Origin of the sequence: Chromobacterium phragmitis (genome assembly GCF_003325475.1) — a bacterium.
GTDB classification, from domain to species: Bacteria; Pseudomonadota; Gammaproteobacteria; order Burkholderiales; family Chromobacteriaceae; genus Chromobacterium; species Chromobacterium phragmitis.
The window spans coordinates 2,768,491-2,783,014 of sequence record NZ_CP029495.1; the positions used below are offsets into that span (position 1 = coordinate 2,768,491).

The following is a 14,524-nucleotide window of genomic DNA, read 5'->3' on the forward strand; positions in this document are numbered from 1 at the left end:
TGGCCACGCCAGATGCGGTCCACCACCAGGTTGTGATTCAGGGTGGACAGGATGTCGCCGAACACGGTGGCGCGGCTTTTGACCAGCTCCGACTCGGGCAGGGCGGCCAAGGCGTCGAACAGGCGTTGATTGGCCCAGGCGCTGTAGCGGGCCAGCATGCGGATGTGGCGCAGAGACATGTCGATATCGAGCCGTGAAAGTGAGCGGAAAGGTTATGGACAAATCCGGACCAATTTAATGTCATTGGTATTGAATTGCCATCTCCGTGTTAGCGGCAGCGCGCCTGGATGCGTTGGTAAGCGCTGTTCCGCCGCAGGCGTCGTCCAGCTTGCCGTCTTGAAAGGAGAAGGGCGTTCCGCCACCGTGCCGGGCGAGAGCGGCGCGTTTCATTGGCCGGGCGACGCCTCGCCGTCAGGCAGCAGCAGCTGTTGATAGCGGCCGCTGCGGCGCAAGGCCGCCAGGCCCTGATTGAACTTCTGCATCAGTTGCTCCGCGTTCGGCCGCTGCCGGCTGATGATCAAGAACAAGCCGCTGGTCTGCTGCTTGCCGATCTCGGCGGCGACGAAGGGCGAACGCGGGCCGTATAGCTGGCGGATGGCGTAGCCGGCGACGAAGTCGTTGCAGGACACCAGGTCCACCTGGTTGCTGCCCAGCATCTTCAGGCAATTTTCCAATGCCGGAGGCCTTTCCAGCCTGAGCTGGTATTTGCGGATGTCGGCGTCGGTATAGGCGGTGGTCCAACCCAGCGGCAGGCATAGCCGCTTGTTTCGCCAACGTCCCGCCAGCGCATCCGCATCGTCCTTGCGCGCGAAATACGAGAAATGGTCCTGATGCAGCGGATCAGAATACAGGAACTGCTTCTCGCGCGCCGCGTCGCGGGCATAGGGAAAGGTGGCGGCGTAACGATTCAGCTCGGCTTCGCTGTAACCGCGCTTCCATGGCAAGAATACGATTTTGGGCGTAGCCAGCCCGGCCGCGGCGAAGGCCTCGCGAACGATCTTGCTGGTGACGCCGCCTTGCGGCAGCCGCTCGCCGACATAGGGCGGAAACTCGCCGGTGGCCAGCGTCAGCGCGGCCTCATCCTCGGCGGGCGCCGGGGAGGAAAGCAAAAGCGCGATGAGCGGAAGGCACGCGGCGGCAAGAGGGCGCATTGCGGCGGATGGTGTGAGGTTAACCTTATGATTATCAATCAACTCGGCGGTACGGCAAGCACGATCACGCCGCTGGCGGTTTGGCTTTGCCGCGATCCGGCTTGCGTTGCGCGGCGGCCGGCGCGCCCTTCTGGATGTTGTGCAGGCGGCGGCGGATATTGTCGCTGTCCAGCCAGATGTCCTCGCCCCGCAGGATGCGGTCCAGCTCCTCGTCGGTGAGGAAGGGGCGGCAGACATGTCGCATCACCTTTTCAAACCACTTCACGCTGGCGGCTACCTGCGCCTGTTGCTCGTTGCCCTTGCCTATCAGCGCCGACGAGTAGTTGTGGAACATCAGCTGGCAGGTATCGTGCACCACCAGTTCGTCGCCGGCGAGGAAGATCAGCGCGCCCATCGAGTAGGCCCGCGCTTCCAGAATGGTGACCACGTGGGCTTCGCTGGCCGTGATGTTGTTGATGATCTGCAGGCCGGCGTCGAAATTGCCGCCGGGGGTGTTCAGGTGCAGGTAGACGATGTCGGTGCTGCTGGCGGTGCGCAGGGTGTAGAGCAGGTCGGTGTAGTGTATCGGCGCGCCAATTTCGTCGGATAGGTAGAACGAAATCTGCCTCACCGCGCCCTGGGTTTCGTACTGGCGGTACAGCGGGACGGGCTTGTCGTCATCGTCCGCGTCGGCATTGCGGCGAGGCATGGCGTTTCTCCTTGTGCTTGCCTTTCCAATCTAGTCCCAGAGAGGGGGGCTTGCTTTGGGTTGGCGCAAGAGGGGGCACGCTGCGGTAACATAAGAGCATTTTGCGCGCAGGAAACCACAGCTGAAACGAATGAAAAAAGAACCGCTGCCTCGATTACATTCTATCGACGAGTTCGATGACTGGCGGATCGCGCTCAAGGCAATAAAAATCACGAGGCGCTTCCTGCTATTGGAAGAGATGGTTATGGCGCTTGTGATGTGTGTCTTGCTGATAGCGATCTATGGGCTTGTCTTGTGGCTGGCGGAGGACTGCGCTTGCTTGCCGGGGCTGGGCATGTCGGGCATGAGTTGGCTACTTGCCGGAGGCGCGGGACTGCTCGCGTTGGGAGTCATGGCTTACTGCATGCCTGTGGATGAGATTGGTTTGGAGTGCTGCGACGCAGGGTTAAAAATCGGTCAAAACGAATTCTGGCCTTGGGCGGCTTTGGATGTCCATTGGCGTTTAAGGAATTGCCTGGGAGGCTTGACCCGATCCACTCATGATATTCATGAAGGGGAGGCATGGGTGAAGACGCCAGGGAATCCACTGATGAAGTTCCGTTTGCTGCAGATGGACGCCTCGGAGACGGCAGAGGCAATGGCGGCGCTGCAACGCTGTCGGGCCGCCGGCGTGTTCGACGTCGCGGATGGCGCTTTCCCATGGGAGGAGTCACAGGGAAAGAGCCGTTGCTGGTCCTGGATCCGGATGCGGGGTGCGGTGCGGCGTCCGCAGTCCAGCCCGGAGCCTCCCGGCGCATTGCGGCGCGGACTCGCGTGCATGGCCCTGACGCTGTTCGCCAGCATGACGATGGTGCTTGTGCTGAGCGAGATGGGGTCTGGCCTCAGTGATTGGCTGGTTGTTTCCGCAATGATGGCTGTCATTTGCATTGGCGCGGCGGCGACAGTTGTGGCTTCAAGCTGCGACAAGGTTATTTTCGATCAAGAAGGTTTGACTAGTCAGACGCATGGGCGCTTGGCCTGGGGTGATGTGGCGCGTGTTTCCACGGAAAGGCGCAGCAAGAGCCTGCATGTGTTTCTGCATTATCATGATCCCGCTCGTCCGCGGATCCAGTGGTCATGGCCTGCGGGTTTTGATTTCGGCGCGGCTGCGGACTTTGCCGCCATATGCGAGCAGGCGGCATGCCGATGGGGTCGCAGATTGTAGGCTTAGGCTGCGGCTCTTTGCTTCTTGGCGCTGTTGCTAGTTGGCAAGATCAGTCTTGCGAGCGAGTGAAATGATTTTGGGAGAAGGAAACCGGTTTGGGGCATAAAAAGAAAACCCAGCGCGTCGAGCCCTCGCTGATTCGCAAGCAGGAGGGGATGTTGAGCGTACGCGTATTGAGCGAGCGCGAACAGCGTGGATTGCATAGGGCAGAAGCGATATGGGCTTTTGGCTTTATGAAGCATCAGCATGAAGCATCGACGGCCAACACTTGAACGATCGGTTGCGTGTTGACCGCCGCTGAGCCTACGCGCTCAACTCCTTCAACACCTCCTTCACCTTCACGATCCGCTGCGCCACCTCCGGCAGCGCCTGCTCGATGCGCAGCTTGTCCTGTCCGGCCAGGCGGTAGTTCTTCTTGCTCTGGATCAGCAGGATGATCTTCACCGGATCGATAGGCGGGTTCTTGATGAAGGTGATCTGTACCGCCACCTCGCTGGCGTCCAGCTTTTGCACCCCCAGCTCCTTGGCCGCCAAGCGCAGACGATGGCTTTCGATCAGCGTCTTCACGCTTTGCGGCGGCAGGCCGAAGCGGTCGATCAGCTCTTCGTGGATGTCGTCGATCTCCGCTTCGGTCTCGCAACTGGCCAGCCGCTTGTAGATCAGCAGCCGCTCGTGCACGTCCGGGCAATAGCCGTCCGGCAGCAGCGCCGGGCTGTGCAGATTGATCTCGGTGGTGACGCCAAGCGGCGCGTCCAGGTCCGGCGCGCGGCCCTTTTTCAGATCGCGCACCGCCTGCTTCAGCATCTCGGTGAACAGGCTGAAGCCCACTTCCTGCATCTCGCCGGACTGGCCTTCGCCCAGGACTTCGCCGGCGCCGCGGATTTCCAGGTCGTGCATCGCCAGGTAAAAGCCCGCGCCCAGCTCGCCGGACAGCTGGATGGCCTCCAGCCGCTTCTGCGCGTCGCGGGTCATGCCGTCCGGCGTCAGCAGATAGGCGTAGGCCTGGTGGTGCGAACGGCCGACGCGGCCGCGCAGTTGATGCAGCTGGGCCAGGCCGAACTTGTCGGCGCGGTTGATCAGGATGGTGTTGGCATTGGGGATGTCGATGCCGGTTTCGATGATGGTGGAGCACAACAGCAGGTTGAAGCGCTGCTGCAGGAAGTCGCGCATCACCTGCTCCAGCTCGCGCTCGCGCAGCTGGCCGTGGGCGACGCCGATGCGCGCCTCCGGGATCAGCTCGGCCAGCTTTTCGCGCATGTTTTCTATGGTGTCGACTTCATTGTGCAGGAAGAACACCTGGCCGCCGCGCTTCAGCTCGCGCAATACCGCCTCGCGGATCACGCCGTTGCTCAAGGGGCTGACGAAGGTTTTCACCGCCAGTCGGCGGCTGGGGGCGGTGGCGATGGCGGAGAAGTCGCGCAGGCCTTCCAGCGCCATCGACAGCGTGCGCGGAATCGGCGTCGCGGTCAGCGTCAGCACGTCCACATTGGCGCGCAGCCGTTTCAGCTGCTCCTTCTGCCGCACGCCGAAGCGGTGTTCTTCGTCGATGATGACCAGGCCCAGGTTCTTGAACTCAACATCCGGCTGCACCAGCTTGTGGGTGCCGATGACGATGTCGACGCTGCCGTCGGTCAGCCCTTGCAAGGCTTGCTTCGTTTCCTTGCCGCTCTTGAAGCGCGACAGCTCGGCGATGCGCACCGGCCAGTCGGCGAAGCGGTCGGAGAAGTTCTGGAAGTGCTGTTCGGCCAAGAGCGTGGTGGGCACCAGCACCGCCACTTGCTTGCCGCCCATCACCGCGACGAAGGCGGCGCGCAGCGCCACTTCCGTTTTGCCGAAGCCGACGTCGCCGCAGACCAGCCGGTCCATCGGCTTGCCGGAGCACATGTCCTGGATCACCGCTTCGATGGCGGTGGCCTGGTCCGGCGTCTCCTCGAAGCCGAAGCCGGCGGCGAAGGCGCTGTAGTCGGCGGGGGACAGCTCGAAGCTGTGGCCCTCGCGCGCGGCGCGCTGGGCGTACAGGTTCAGCAGCTCGGCGGCGGTGTCGCGCGCTTTTTCCGCCGCGCGCTTCTTGGCCTTTTCCCAGGCCGGGTTGCCCAGCTTGTGTAGCTGGATGTTGTCGGTGGCGCCGCCGGCGTAGCGGGAGATCAGCTGCAGCTGCGACACCGGCACGTACAGCGTGGCGCCGTCGGCGTACTCCAGCTGCATCAGTTCGGTTTCACCCTCGCCCAGGTCCATGGCCACCAGGCCGATGTAGCGGCCGATGCCGTGCGCCTCGTGCACCACTGGGTCGCCGGCCTTCACCTCGGCCAGGTCGCGCAGCATGGCGTCGGAGCTGGCGCGGCTGGTCTTGCGGCGGGTGTGGCTGCGGGCGACGTGCTGGTACAGCTCGCTCTCGGTCACCACGGCGATGGCCGGATCGGCCAGCGCGAAGCCGGAGTAGAGCGGGGCGATGGTCAGCGCCAGCGGCGTCTTGCCGGCCATGAAGTCGGCCCAGTTGTCCACCGGCGTCGGCTTGACGCCGTGTTCGGCCAGGAAGCTCAGCATGGTTTCGCGGCGGCCCAGGCTTTCCGCCGCCAGCAGGATGCGGCGGCCGCCGGCGGCGATGAAGCTTTGCAATTTATGCAGTGGCGCGTCGGCGCGGCGGTCCACGGCCAGCTCCGGCAGCGCGGCGGCGATGTCGCCTTCGCCGGAGAATTCGATGCGGGCGTAGGGCTTGAGCCTGGCCATCAGCTCGTCCGGGCGCAGGAAAATGTCGGCCGGCGCCAGCACCGGGCGCTCGACGTCGCCGCGGGCCATGTCGTAGCGGCCTTGCGCGTCGCGCCAGAAGGTTTCCGCCGCCGCCTGCACGTCGTGGTGCTGGATCACCAGCGCGTCGTCGCCGACGTAGTCGAACAAGGTGGCGGTTTCGTCGAAGAACAGCGGCAGATAGTATTCGATGCCGGCCGGCCACAGGCCTTGCGACACGTCCTTGTAGACGCGGCTCTTGCTAGGGTCGCCTTCCATCTTCTCGCGGTAATGCTGGCGGAAGGCGGTGACGCCGGTCTCGTCGGCCGGGTATTCGCGCGCCGGCAGCATGCGGATCTCGGGCACTGGATACAGCGTGCGCTGGGTGTCCGGATCGAAGGTCTTCAGGCTGTCGATCTCGGCGTCGAACAGGTCGATGCGGTAGGGCAGCGGCGAACCCATCGGATACAGATCGATCAGGCTGCCGCGCACCGAAAATTCGCCCGGCGCCATCACCTGGGTGACGTGCTGGTAGCCGGCGGACACCATGTCGCCGCGCAGTTTTTCCACATCCAGTTGCTGGCCGGCTTTCAGGAAAAACGTGCGGCCCAAGAGATAGCTTACCGGGGCCAGCCGGCTCAGCGCGGTGCCGACCGGCGCGATCACCACCTGGCACTCGCGCTGGCGTATCCGCCACAGGGTGGCCAGCCGCTCGCTGACCAGGTCGCCGTGCGGCGAGAAGTGGTCGTAAGGCAGGGTTTCCCAGTCCGGGAACAGCGCGATGGACAGGTCGGGCGCGAAGAACGGCAGCTCGGCTTGCAGCCGCTGCGCTGCCTGGGCGTCGGCGGCGAGAATCAGCAAGGGGCGGCGCTGCTTGGCCAGCGCGGCGATGGCATGGCTGTCCAGGCCGTCCGGCAGGCGGCCGCAGCGGGTTTTCTGGCCGGCGGGCGGCAGGGGCGGTAGCGTATCCAACTTGATCTGGTTTCTATGCGGAGTTGTGCTTGTCGCGATTATAACAGTGCGCCGGGCGGCTTACGGCTTTGACGACCGGCGGCGCTAGCCGGCGCGGGGATTCCCGGCTATCGTATGCGTTTGCTTCAAGCGAGGTTTACTTTTGCATGAAGCAAATAGGCGTTTGATGCTGAAAAGATATAACAAAAAATAATACCGCAGGTCACGCATGCCAGGCTACCGGCCTGGGCGCCGTCAATCACGCTTGCCGCGGGTCCGATTCCCAGGCCTCGGCGTTTGGGAGCCTGGCGCGAGCCGGCAAGCGACTCAGCGGGCAGGGGCCGCCGGAGCGTAATCGGGGGCCAGCTGGATGACGGATCACGATCCGGCGAAGCGGACGACAGAAAGAGGATGGGAGAGTGAGGAGCGCGCCTAGGGTGGAGGAGTGGCTGGTTTTCCTGGGGTTTGTCGCCAGCGCGGCCTTGTGGCCGCGTGGACCGCATGCGGCATTATCGCTGGCGAGTTTCGCGCCGCATGGCTTGCTGTGCTGGCAATTGCTGACGCAGCCGCCTCGGCGCAGCCGCTGGTGGCCGCTGGCGGCGGGCGCGGCGGCGGCGTTGTGGATGCCCCCGGCATGGGCGTCGCTGCTGGCCGCGTCGCTGTATTTGATTCAGCCAGGCTTGCGCCTGGGGGGCTTGTCGAACGGCCTGGCGCGGCCGAACACGCCGCAACAGCTGCGGCATCTGCTGCTGGCGCTGATCGCCTACCCCGCGTTGGCGGCGGCGCTGCTGCTGGGCGGCTTCGCCTGGGCCGCGGGCCGGCTGGCGGGCAGCCCCTGGCCCTGGATATGGCAATGCTGGGCGGCATTGGCCTCAGCCTTGTTCCTGTGCGCGCCGCTGGCGCTGGCGCCGCCGCGGCCGCTGTCGGTGCCTTTGCGAATGGAACTGGCGCTGATTCTGCTGTTGTCCGCCGGCGGCGTGGGCTTGCTGCTGTCCGCCGGCGAGCCGCCCGGCGTGCCCAGCCTGCTGCTGTTTTTCCCCCTGATTTTGTGGGCGGCTTGCCGCACCGGCCCCGGCGGCGCGGCGCTGACTTGCGGCATGGTGTCGCTGCTGTTGTCGTTGGCGGCGTTGCCGCCGGCGGGGCTGGCCCGGGGCGGCATGGGCGATGCGGCCACCGATTTGCTGCTGGCGTTGGTCTTGAACGTATCCGGCTTGCTGGTGGGCATCCTGATGGATGGCCACCGCTCCGACGGCGAGGCGCTGCGGGCCTTCCGCGCCCGCATTGAATCCCTGGTGAACCACAGTCCGACGATGATGTCGCTGAAGGACAGGGACGGCCGCTATCTGCTGGTCAACGCCGCCTACGCGCGGCGGGTGGGCGTGGCGGCGGAGTCGCTGTTGGGCAAGCGGCCGGAGGATGTGTTCGATCCCGAGGACGCGCGGCAGATCCGCGAGCAGGACCAGCAGGTGCTGAACTTGCTGTCGCCGCGCCAGTTCGACGAGCATTTCGTTCTCAACGGCGCGGAAACCTATCTGCTGGCTTCCAAGTTTCCCTTGTTCGATGCCGACGGCCGTCCAGCCGGCGTCGGCAGCGTGGATACTGACATCACCCAGACCAAGCAGGAACAGAAAGCCAAGCGCGAGGCCGAGGAGCGGTATCTGGCTCTGGTGGAGCAGTCGCTGGTGGGCATCTACATTATGCAGGACGAGAAGCTGGCCTACGCCAATCCGAAGCTGGCGGAGATCATGGGCTACCCGCAGGCGGACATGACCGGCATGACCATGGCCCAGCTGCTGGTGCCGGGCGAGGCCGATCGCTTGCGGCAGCAACTGCTGCGCCGCTTCCGCGACAATATCGCGGTGATGCATTACGCCACCCGCGGCCTGAGGCGGGATGGCGTGCTGGTGGACATGGAGGTGCACAGCCGCCTGTTCGACTTCAACGGCCGCAAGGCGGTGATCGGCGTGGTGATGGACATTTCCGAGCGCCTGCTGGCCGATACCAATCTCAGGCTGGCGGCCAAGGTGTTCGAAAACTCTGCCGAGGGGATTTTGATTCTGGACGCGGCGACTCGCATCATCGCCGTCAACGACGCTTTTACGCGCATCACCGGTTATGCGGAGGAAGAGGCGCTGGGCCGGCCTTCGCGCATTTTCGGCGCGGAGCAGCAGGCGCGTTCGGCGATGCAACAGGCGCTGGCCGACTGCGGGCATTGGCAGGGCGAGATGCAGGACCGGCGCAAGGACGGCCAATGGTATCCGGCCGAATTGTCCATTTCCGCGCTGCGCGACGAGGACGGCCAGTTGTGCAACTACGTGGCGGTGTTCTCCGACATCACCCAACGCAAGGAGGCTGAGGAGAGGCTGCAATTTCTGGCCAACCACGATCCCTTGACCCGGCTGCCCAACCGCAGCAGCCTCACCGCCCGGCTGGACGAGGCCCTGGGGCGGATGGACTGCGAGGACGGCCAACTGGCGGTGATGTTCATCGATCTGGACCGTTTCAAGCTGATCAACGACTCCTTCGGCCACCAAGTGGGCGACCAGCTGCTGTGCGAGATCGCGATCCGCCTGTCGCGGGCGGTGGGCGAGCGCGGCATGCTGGCGCGGCTGGGCGGCGACGAGTTCACGCTGCTGATGAGCGGCTTCGACAGCCACCACCAGCTGGCCGACATGGCGTCCGACATTCTGTCCGCGCTGGCCAAGCCGCTGTGCCTGGAAGCGCACGAAGTGTTCATCACCGGCAGCATCGGCATCAGCGTGTTCCCGCACGACGGCCGCGACGCGCCTACGCTGCTGAAGAACGCCGACGTGGCGATGTACCGCGCCAAAGAGGCCGGCAAGAACACCTACCAGTTCTTCGATGTCGGCATGAATACCCAGACTTTCGAGCGGTTGTTGTTGGAGAACGGCCTGCGCATGGCGCTGGAGCGCGACGAGTTCGAGCTGCACTACCAGCCGCAGTTGAGCGCCGGCGGCCGCGCGTTGGCCGGCGCCGAGGCGCTGCTGCGCTGGCGGCATCCGCAGCTGGGGCTGGTGCCGCCGGCGCGCTTCATTTCCCTGGCGGAGGAAACCGGCCTGATCAAGCCGATAGGCGATTGGGTGCTGCGCGAGGGCTGCCGCCAGTTGGCGGCTTGGGATGCGCAGGGGCTGAGGGTGCCCAGACTGGCGGTGAACTTGTCGCCGCGGCAGTTCGGCCAGCCGTCGCTGCCGGCCAAAGTGGCGGATGCCTTGCAGTCCTCCGGGCTCGCGGCGGATAGGCTGGAGCTGGAAATCACTGAAAGCATGATCATGCAGAGCCCCACCGAGGCGGTGGGCCTGCTGTCGGAGCTGAAGTCGCTGGGCGTGTGGCTGTCCATCGACGATTTCGGCACCGGCTACTCGTCGCTGTCGCATCTGAAGCGTTTTCCGCTGGACACCCTGAAGATAGACCAGTCCTTCGTCGAGGGACTGCCGGACGATGGCGACAACGCCGCCATCGCCGAAGCCATTCTGGCGATGGCCAAGAAGCTGAAATTCCAGGTGGTGGCGGAAGGCGTGGAGAGCGAGGCGCAGGCGGCCTTTCTGGAGGGCAAGGGCTGCCATCTGCTGCAAGGCTATTACTTCAGCCGGCCATTGCCGGCGGATGCGTTCGCCGCCCTGGCCTCGGCTTGGCGGCGCGAGGCGGCGCCGGCCTGAGCGGAGCGTTCCGGGCTGGGCCGGGAGGGCGGCTTGCGGCTACAATGGCGGGAATCGAGAATTTGAGAATCCCCGCCATGAGCAACAAACGCCTGATACACGGCTTCCACGCCATCAACGCCCGTCTGTGGCAGAACCCGAAGAGCCTGCTGGAGATCTGGCTGGCCGGCGGCCGCCACGACGCCCGCGCCAAGGCGGTGCTGGACAAGGCCGGCGAGGAGAAGGTCAAGCTGCACATCGTCGACAAGGAGCGCCTGGACAGCATGAGCGGCAACGCCCGCCATCAGGGCGTGGTGGCGATGATAGACGCCAGCATGAACTACGTGACCCTGGACGACGTGCTGGACAACCTGTCCGAGCCGCCGCTGCTGCTGATCCTTGACGGCGTCACCGATCCGCACAATCTGGGCGCCTGCCTGCGCGTCGCCGACGCGATGGGCGCGCACGCGGTGATCGCACCCAAGGACCGCTCCGCCACGCTGAACGCCACCGTGTCCAAGGTGGCTTGCGGCGCGGCCGAGGTGGTGCCCTACATCACCGTCACCAATCTGGCGCGCACCTTGCGCGACCTGAAAGACGCCGGAGTGTGGATCGCCGGCACCACCATGGAAGCCGACACCGATCTCTACCACTTCGACGCCTCCGGCCCGCTGGCCTGGGTGATGGGCGCGGAGGGCGAGGGCATGCGCCGGCTGACGCGCGAGCATTGCGACGTGCTGGTGTCCATCCCGATGTTCGGCACCGTGGAGAGCCTGAACGTGTCGGTTTCGTCCGGCATGGTGCTGTCGGAAAGCCGCCGCCAGCGGGTGCTGAAGGCTACTGGCTGATGGGGGTTTAGCCTAGCGCTAGTAAAGCGCGCCTGCTTCGTGCAGGGGGTGGATTCCGGGCAGTGGCTCGCCCGATTCCTTCATGTCGATGATGACGTCGTGCACCAGATGGACGATGCCACGCAGCGCTTTGTCTTGGCTGTTGTCTAGCCAAGACAGCAGCGGAAACTCATCGCATAAGCCTACGTATTGTTCATCTTCGGCGACCAGATCACTCGATAGGAATAATGCTTGCTATCCATTCTGGGGTTTCTCCAACTGCTCTAATGCTTTCAGGACCTGTCGAACCTGATAGGACTTCGCTTTGCCGTGATCGTTCTGGATATTGATCCGCCCGCCGCCGCCTGGGATTTCGTAAATCTGATGGCTGGTCCCTTGTTGTCTGGGTTCGCCAAATTTTTCCCGACATACTGTTTCCAGTCATGAAAGCTGATGTTGTTCGGTGAGCGCCTCATCTTGTCGATGATTTTCTCGGTACTCATCAAGCATTGCCTTTCATGATTGTCGAGGGATCATTTTCGAATTATCTCAGGCTGTTGCAGCGAAGTTCGATTGGACTTTTCGTGTATACCAATGGCTCTTGATAGCTTGCTTTTTCAATCCTGCCCGCCCAGCGTTTCCCGCGTCAGCGCCAGCCAGGCGCGGGCGGCATGGGACAGATAGCCGCCGCGCTGCCAGATCAGCGCGAGGTGCCAATACAGCTTGTTGTCGAACAGCGGGATCACGTCGAATTGCTCGCGGTCCAGCCGTTCGACGATGCTGCGCGGCAGCAGGGTGACGCCCAGATTGGCCGCCACCAGCTCGACGATGAAATCCCAGTGGGCGCTGCGGCCGACGATGTTGAGCGGCTTGCCTAGTTCGCGAAAGGCGTCTCCGATGCGGCGGCTGAGGGTGAAGTCGTCCGGGTACAGCACCATGGGCTGGTCGGCGATGTCGGCCAATTGCACCAGCGACTTGCCGTGCCAGCGCGAGCCGGCCGGCGCCACCAGGCACAGCGGGTCGCGCACCACCGAGTAGTGCTCGAATACCTGGCTGTCCACCGGCAGCACCGCCACGCCGATCTCCAGCTCGCCGCTCTTGATGCGGTTTTCTATCGCCAGCGCGCCGTCCTCCACCATTTTCAGCTCGATCTGCGGATAGCGGCCTCGGTAGCGGCTGACCACCGGCGCGAAGAAGGCGACGCCTACCATCGGCGGCAGGCCCACCACCAGTTCGCCGTGGCTGAGCGAGGCCAGGTCGGCCAGCTCGTGCTTGAGCTGGTTCATGGCCGACAGCACATCCATGCCGCGCTCGTAGGTGACGCGGCCGGCGTCGGTCAGGCGGAAGCTGCGGCCTTCGCGCAGGATCAGCGGCATGTCCAGTTCCTCCTCCAACTGCTTCACCATCTTGCTGATGGTGGGCTGGGTGACGAACAGGGCGTCGGCGGCACGGGTGAAGCTTTGGCATTTCACCAGTTCAACGAAATAGCGCAGCGCGCGGATGTCCATTTTCATTCCTGTATGGAATCGTCTTGATAATTTTAATTCATTTTTAGAATGAATATCGTCTGGCTATACTTTGTCCAACTCCTAAGTTGATGGAAGCCAAGCATGGCCAGCCTGTTTCACCGCCTGTCGCAGCCGTTGCAAACCTTTTTCCAGGTTTTGCTGCTGAGCTTGGTGTGGCTGGCGGCGAGCCAACTGAGCCACCGCTTCCTGCCGGCGATGCCGGCCGGCGTGCTGGGCATGCTGCTGGTGCTGGCCGGCCTGTGGTCTGGCCTGCTGCCGGTGGATTGGTTCCGCCACGGCGCGCGCTGGCTGCTGGCCGAGATGCTGCTGTTCTTCATCCCGGCCGTGGTGGCGGTGGTGCAGTACCCGGAAGTGATCCTGTCCGCCGGCGTCCGATTGCTGCTGGTGATCGTCGCCTCCACCGCGCTGGTGATGGCGGTGACCGCCCTGGTCGTGGATCGTTGCTACCGGCTGGAAATCCGGCTGCGCCGCCGCGGCAGCAACCGCAAGGCGCAGATGAGGGCTGAAGTCCATGGAGCATGAGATTGCGTTGATTTCCTTCGTACTCACCGTGGTGCTGTACTGGGTGGTCAAGAAGTATTACCTGAAAACGCGCAGCTGGTGGAGCACGCCGATTCTGGCGGTGCCGCTCTTGATCATCGGCTTGGTGGTGCTGGCGCGGGTGCCGTACCAGACCTACTTCGCCGATACGCGTTGGCTGACCTGGCTGTTGGGACCGGCGACGGTGGCGTTCGCGGTGCCGATCTACGAGTACCGGGCGCTGATCCGCAGGCATTGGCTGTCGCTGGGCTGCGGGGTGCTGGCGGCGATACCGGCGGCGGTGGCGAGCTCGGTGATGCTGGCCCGCTGGCTGGATCTGTCGGATCTGATGCAGAAGAGCCTGGCGCCCAGATCGATCAGCACGCCGTTCGCGCTGGCCGCGGCGCAGTCGCTGGGCGGCTCGGCCGATCTGACCGCGCTGTTCGTGGTGGTGACCGGGGTATGCGGCATGATGCTGGGCCAGTTGATGCTGGCGGTGCTGCCGATCCGCTCCAAGCTGGCCCGCGGCGCCTTGTTCGGCGCGGCGGCCCATGCGGCCGGCACCGCGAAAGCGAATGAGATCGGCGCCGAGGAAGGCGTGGTGGCCAGCCTGACCATGATGCTGGCCGGTGTGGCGACAGTGTTCGCCGCGCCGCTGATCAGCCACTGGCTGTAATGATTTTGTTGTGAGCTGACCGCCGTGGGGTGGTGGTCGGTTGGGTTTCTCCTCTTCCCCAAACGAGCGTTGATTTAAGGCCGGCCCTTTTGGGTCCGGCCATTTTTTTTGGCCGCGTGGTCGTGATCCTGGCTATGGCCGTGATTGTCCTGCCCGAACGGGGTGTGGCAGACGCAGGGCGCGCCCCCGGCGGCGTCCACCAGCGTTTGCAGGATGCCGCAATCGGCGGCGGCGTGGCTTTCGTGGCACTTGTCGCGCAGCGCCAGCAGCTGCTGCTCCAGCAGCCGCAGCGCTTCCACTTGCTGGTGCACCTTGGCGATCTGCTGGTCGATCAGCAGGTTGATGTCTTCGCAGTCATGCTCGTGATCGGCCTTGAACGCGGCCAGATTGCGGATATCCGCCAGCGACATGCCCAGCGAACGGCAGTGCAGGATGAAATTCAATTCGCCCAGTTGTTCGGCGGTGTAGCGGCGGTAGCCGGAGGCCGAACGGCCCGGCGCGGACAACAGCCCCTCGCGCTCGTAATAGCGTATGGTTTCCACCTCGCAGCCGGTCTGGCGCGCCAGTTCTCCGATCAACATGGCCTTCTCCCGAAAGAA

Annotated in this window: 10 protein-coding genes and 1 pseudogene; 5 read left to right on the forward strand and 6 right to left on the reverse strand. The window is 64.2% G+C overall.

Annotated features, from left to right (window positions below; genetic code table 11):
• Window positions 1-41: 41 nt before the first annotated feature.
• The 3 genes and pseudogenes from DK842_RS24255 to DK842_RS13275 all read right to left on the reverse strand — a co-directional run.
• Window positions 42-179 (reverse strand): annotated as a pseudogene (locus DK842_RS24255) (DinB family protein); the annotation flags it as partial.
• A 207-nt stretch (window positions 180-386) separates the two neighbouring features.
• Complete coding sequence (locus tag DK842_RS13270) at window positions 387-1,109, reverse strand: substrate-binding periplasmic protein (protein WP_168191903.1); 723 nt, start codon at window positions 1,107-1,109, stop codon at window positions 387-389.
• 106 nt (window positions 1,110-1,215) lie between these two features.
• Window positions 1,216-1,839 (reverse strand): Clp protease ClpP, encoded by a 624-nt coding sequence (locus DK842_RS13275; protein ID WP_114061865.1) that lies wholly within the window; start codon window positions 1,837-1,839, stop codon window positions 1,216-1,218.
• A 130-nt stretch (window positions 1,840-1,969) separates the two neighbouring features.
• Between DK842_RS13275 and DK842_RS13280 the strand changes: the two genes are divergently transcribed.
• Complete coding sequence (locus DK842_RS13280) at window positions 1,970-3,043, forward strand: hypothetical protein (RefSeq protein WP_114061866.1); 1,074 nt, start codon at window positions 1,970-1,972, stop codon at window positions 3,041-3,043.
• 303 nt (window positions 3,044-3,346) lie between these two features.
• Here DK842_RS13280 and mfd read toward each other — a convergent pair whose 3' ends face one another.
• A complete protein-coding gene (gene mfd, locus DK842_RS13285) occupies window positions 3,347-6,739 on the reverse strand; it encodes a transcription-repair coupling factor (protein WP_114061867.1) in 3,393 nt (1,130 codons plus the stop codon).
• A gap of 398 nt (window positions 6,740-7,137) precedes the next feature.
• Between mfd and DK842_RS13290 the strand changes: the two genes are divergently transcribed.
• Together DK842_RS13290 and rlmB are read left to right on the forward strand one after the other, a co-directional pair.
• Window positions 7,138-10,395 (forward strand): sensor domain-containing protein, encoded by a 3,258-nt coding sequence (locus DK842_RS13290; protein WP_232538475.1) that lies wholly within the window; start codon window positions 7,138-7,140, stop codon window positions 10,393-10,395.
• A gap of 77 nt (window positions 10,396-10,472) precedes the next feature.
• Window positions 10,473-11,222, forward strand: a complete 750-nt coding sequence (gene rlmB, locus DK842_RS13295) for a 23S rRNA (guanosine(2251)-2'-O)-methyltransferase RlmB (RefSeq protein WP_114061868.1) — start codon at window positions 10,473-10,475, stop codon at window positions 11,220-11,222.
• 596 nt (window positions 11,223-11,818) lie between these two features.
• On the opposite strand, the gene DK842_RS13310 is transcribed toward rlmB, so the two are convergent.
• Window positions 11,819-12,709 carry a LysR family transcriptional regulator gene (locus tag DK842_RS13310; protein WP_114061869.1) on the reverse strand — a complete coding sequence of 297 codons (891 nt, stop codon included), beginning with the start codon at window positions 12,707-12,709 and terminating at the stop codon, window positions 11,819-11,821.
• Window positions 12,710-12,811: 102 nt separating this feature from the next.
• Between DK842_RS13310 and DK842_RS13315 the strand changes: the two genes are divergently transcribed.
• Entirely contained in the window at window positions 12,812-13,252 is a 441-nt protein-coding gene (locus tag DK842_RS13315) for a CidA/LrgA family protein (RefSeq protein ID WP_114061870.1), read from the forward strand.
• The gene (locus DK842_RS13320) at window positions 13,242-13,925 is read left to right on the forward strand and encodes an LrgB family protein (protein WP_232538476.1); all 684 of its coding nucleotides are present in this window, start codon (window positions 13,242-13,244) and stop codon (window positions 13,923-13,925) included. The genes DK842_RS13315 and DK842_RS13320 overlap by 11 nt, the downstream gene beginning before the upstream one ends.
• Window positions 13,926-13,999: 74 nt before the next feature.
• On the opposite strand, the gene DK842_RS13325 is transcribed toward DK842_RS13320, so the two are convergent.
• Window positions 14,000-14,506, reverse strand: a complete 507-nt coding sequence (locus tag DK842_RS13325) for a Cd(II)/Pb(II)-responsive transcriptional regulator (RefSeq protein WP_114061871.1) — start codon at window positions 14,504-14,506, stop codon at window positions 14,000-14,002.
• Window positions 14,507-14,524 lie beyond the last annotated feature (18 nt).

Coding starts and splice junctions, on each gene's coding strand:
- DK842_RS13275 (WP_114061865.1), bottom strand. CDS start 1,839: ATGCCTCGCCGCAATGCCGACGCGGACGATGACGACAAGCCCGTCCCG.
- DK842_RS13280 (WP_114061866.1), top strand. CDS start 1,970: ATGAAAAAAGAACCGCTGCCTCGATTACATTCTATCGACGAGTTCGAT.
- rlmB (WP_114061868.1), top strand. CDS start 10,473: ATGAGCAACAAACGCCTGATACACGGCTTCCACGCCATCAACGCCCGT.
- DK842_RS13310 (WP_114061869.1), bottom strand. CDS start 12,709: ATGGACATCCGCGCGCTGCGCTATTTCGTTGAACTGGTGAAATGCCAA.
- DK842_RS13315 (WP_114061870.1), top strand. CDS start 12,812: ATGGCCAGCCTGTTTCACCGCCTGTCGCAGCCGTTGCAAACCTTTTTC.
- DK842_RS13320 (WP_232538476.1), top strand. CDS start 13,242: ATGGAGCATGAGATTGCGTTGATTTCCTTCGTACTCACCGTGGTGCTG.
- DK842_RS13325 (WP_114061871.1), bottom strand. CDS start 14,506: ATGTTGATCGGAGAACTGGCGCGCCAGACCGGCTGCGAGGTGGAAACC.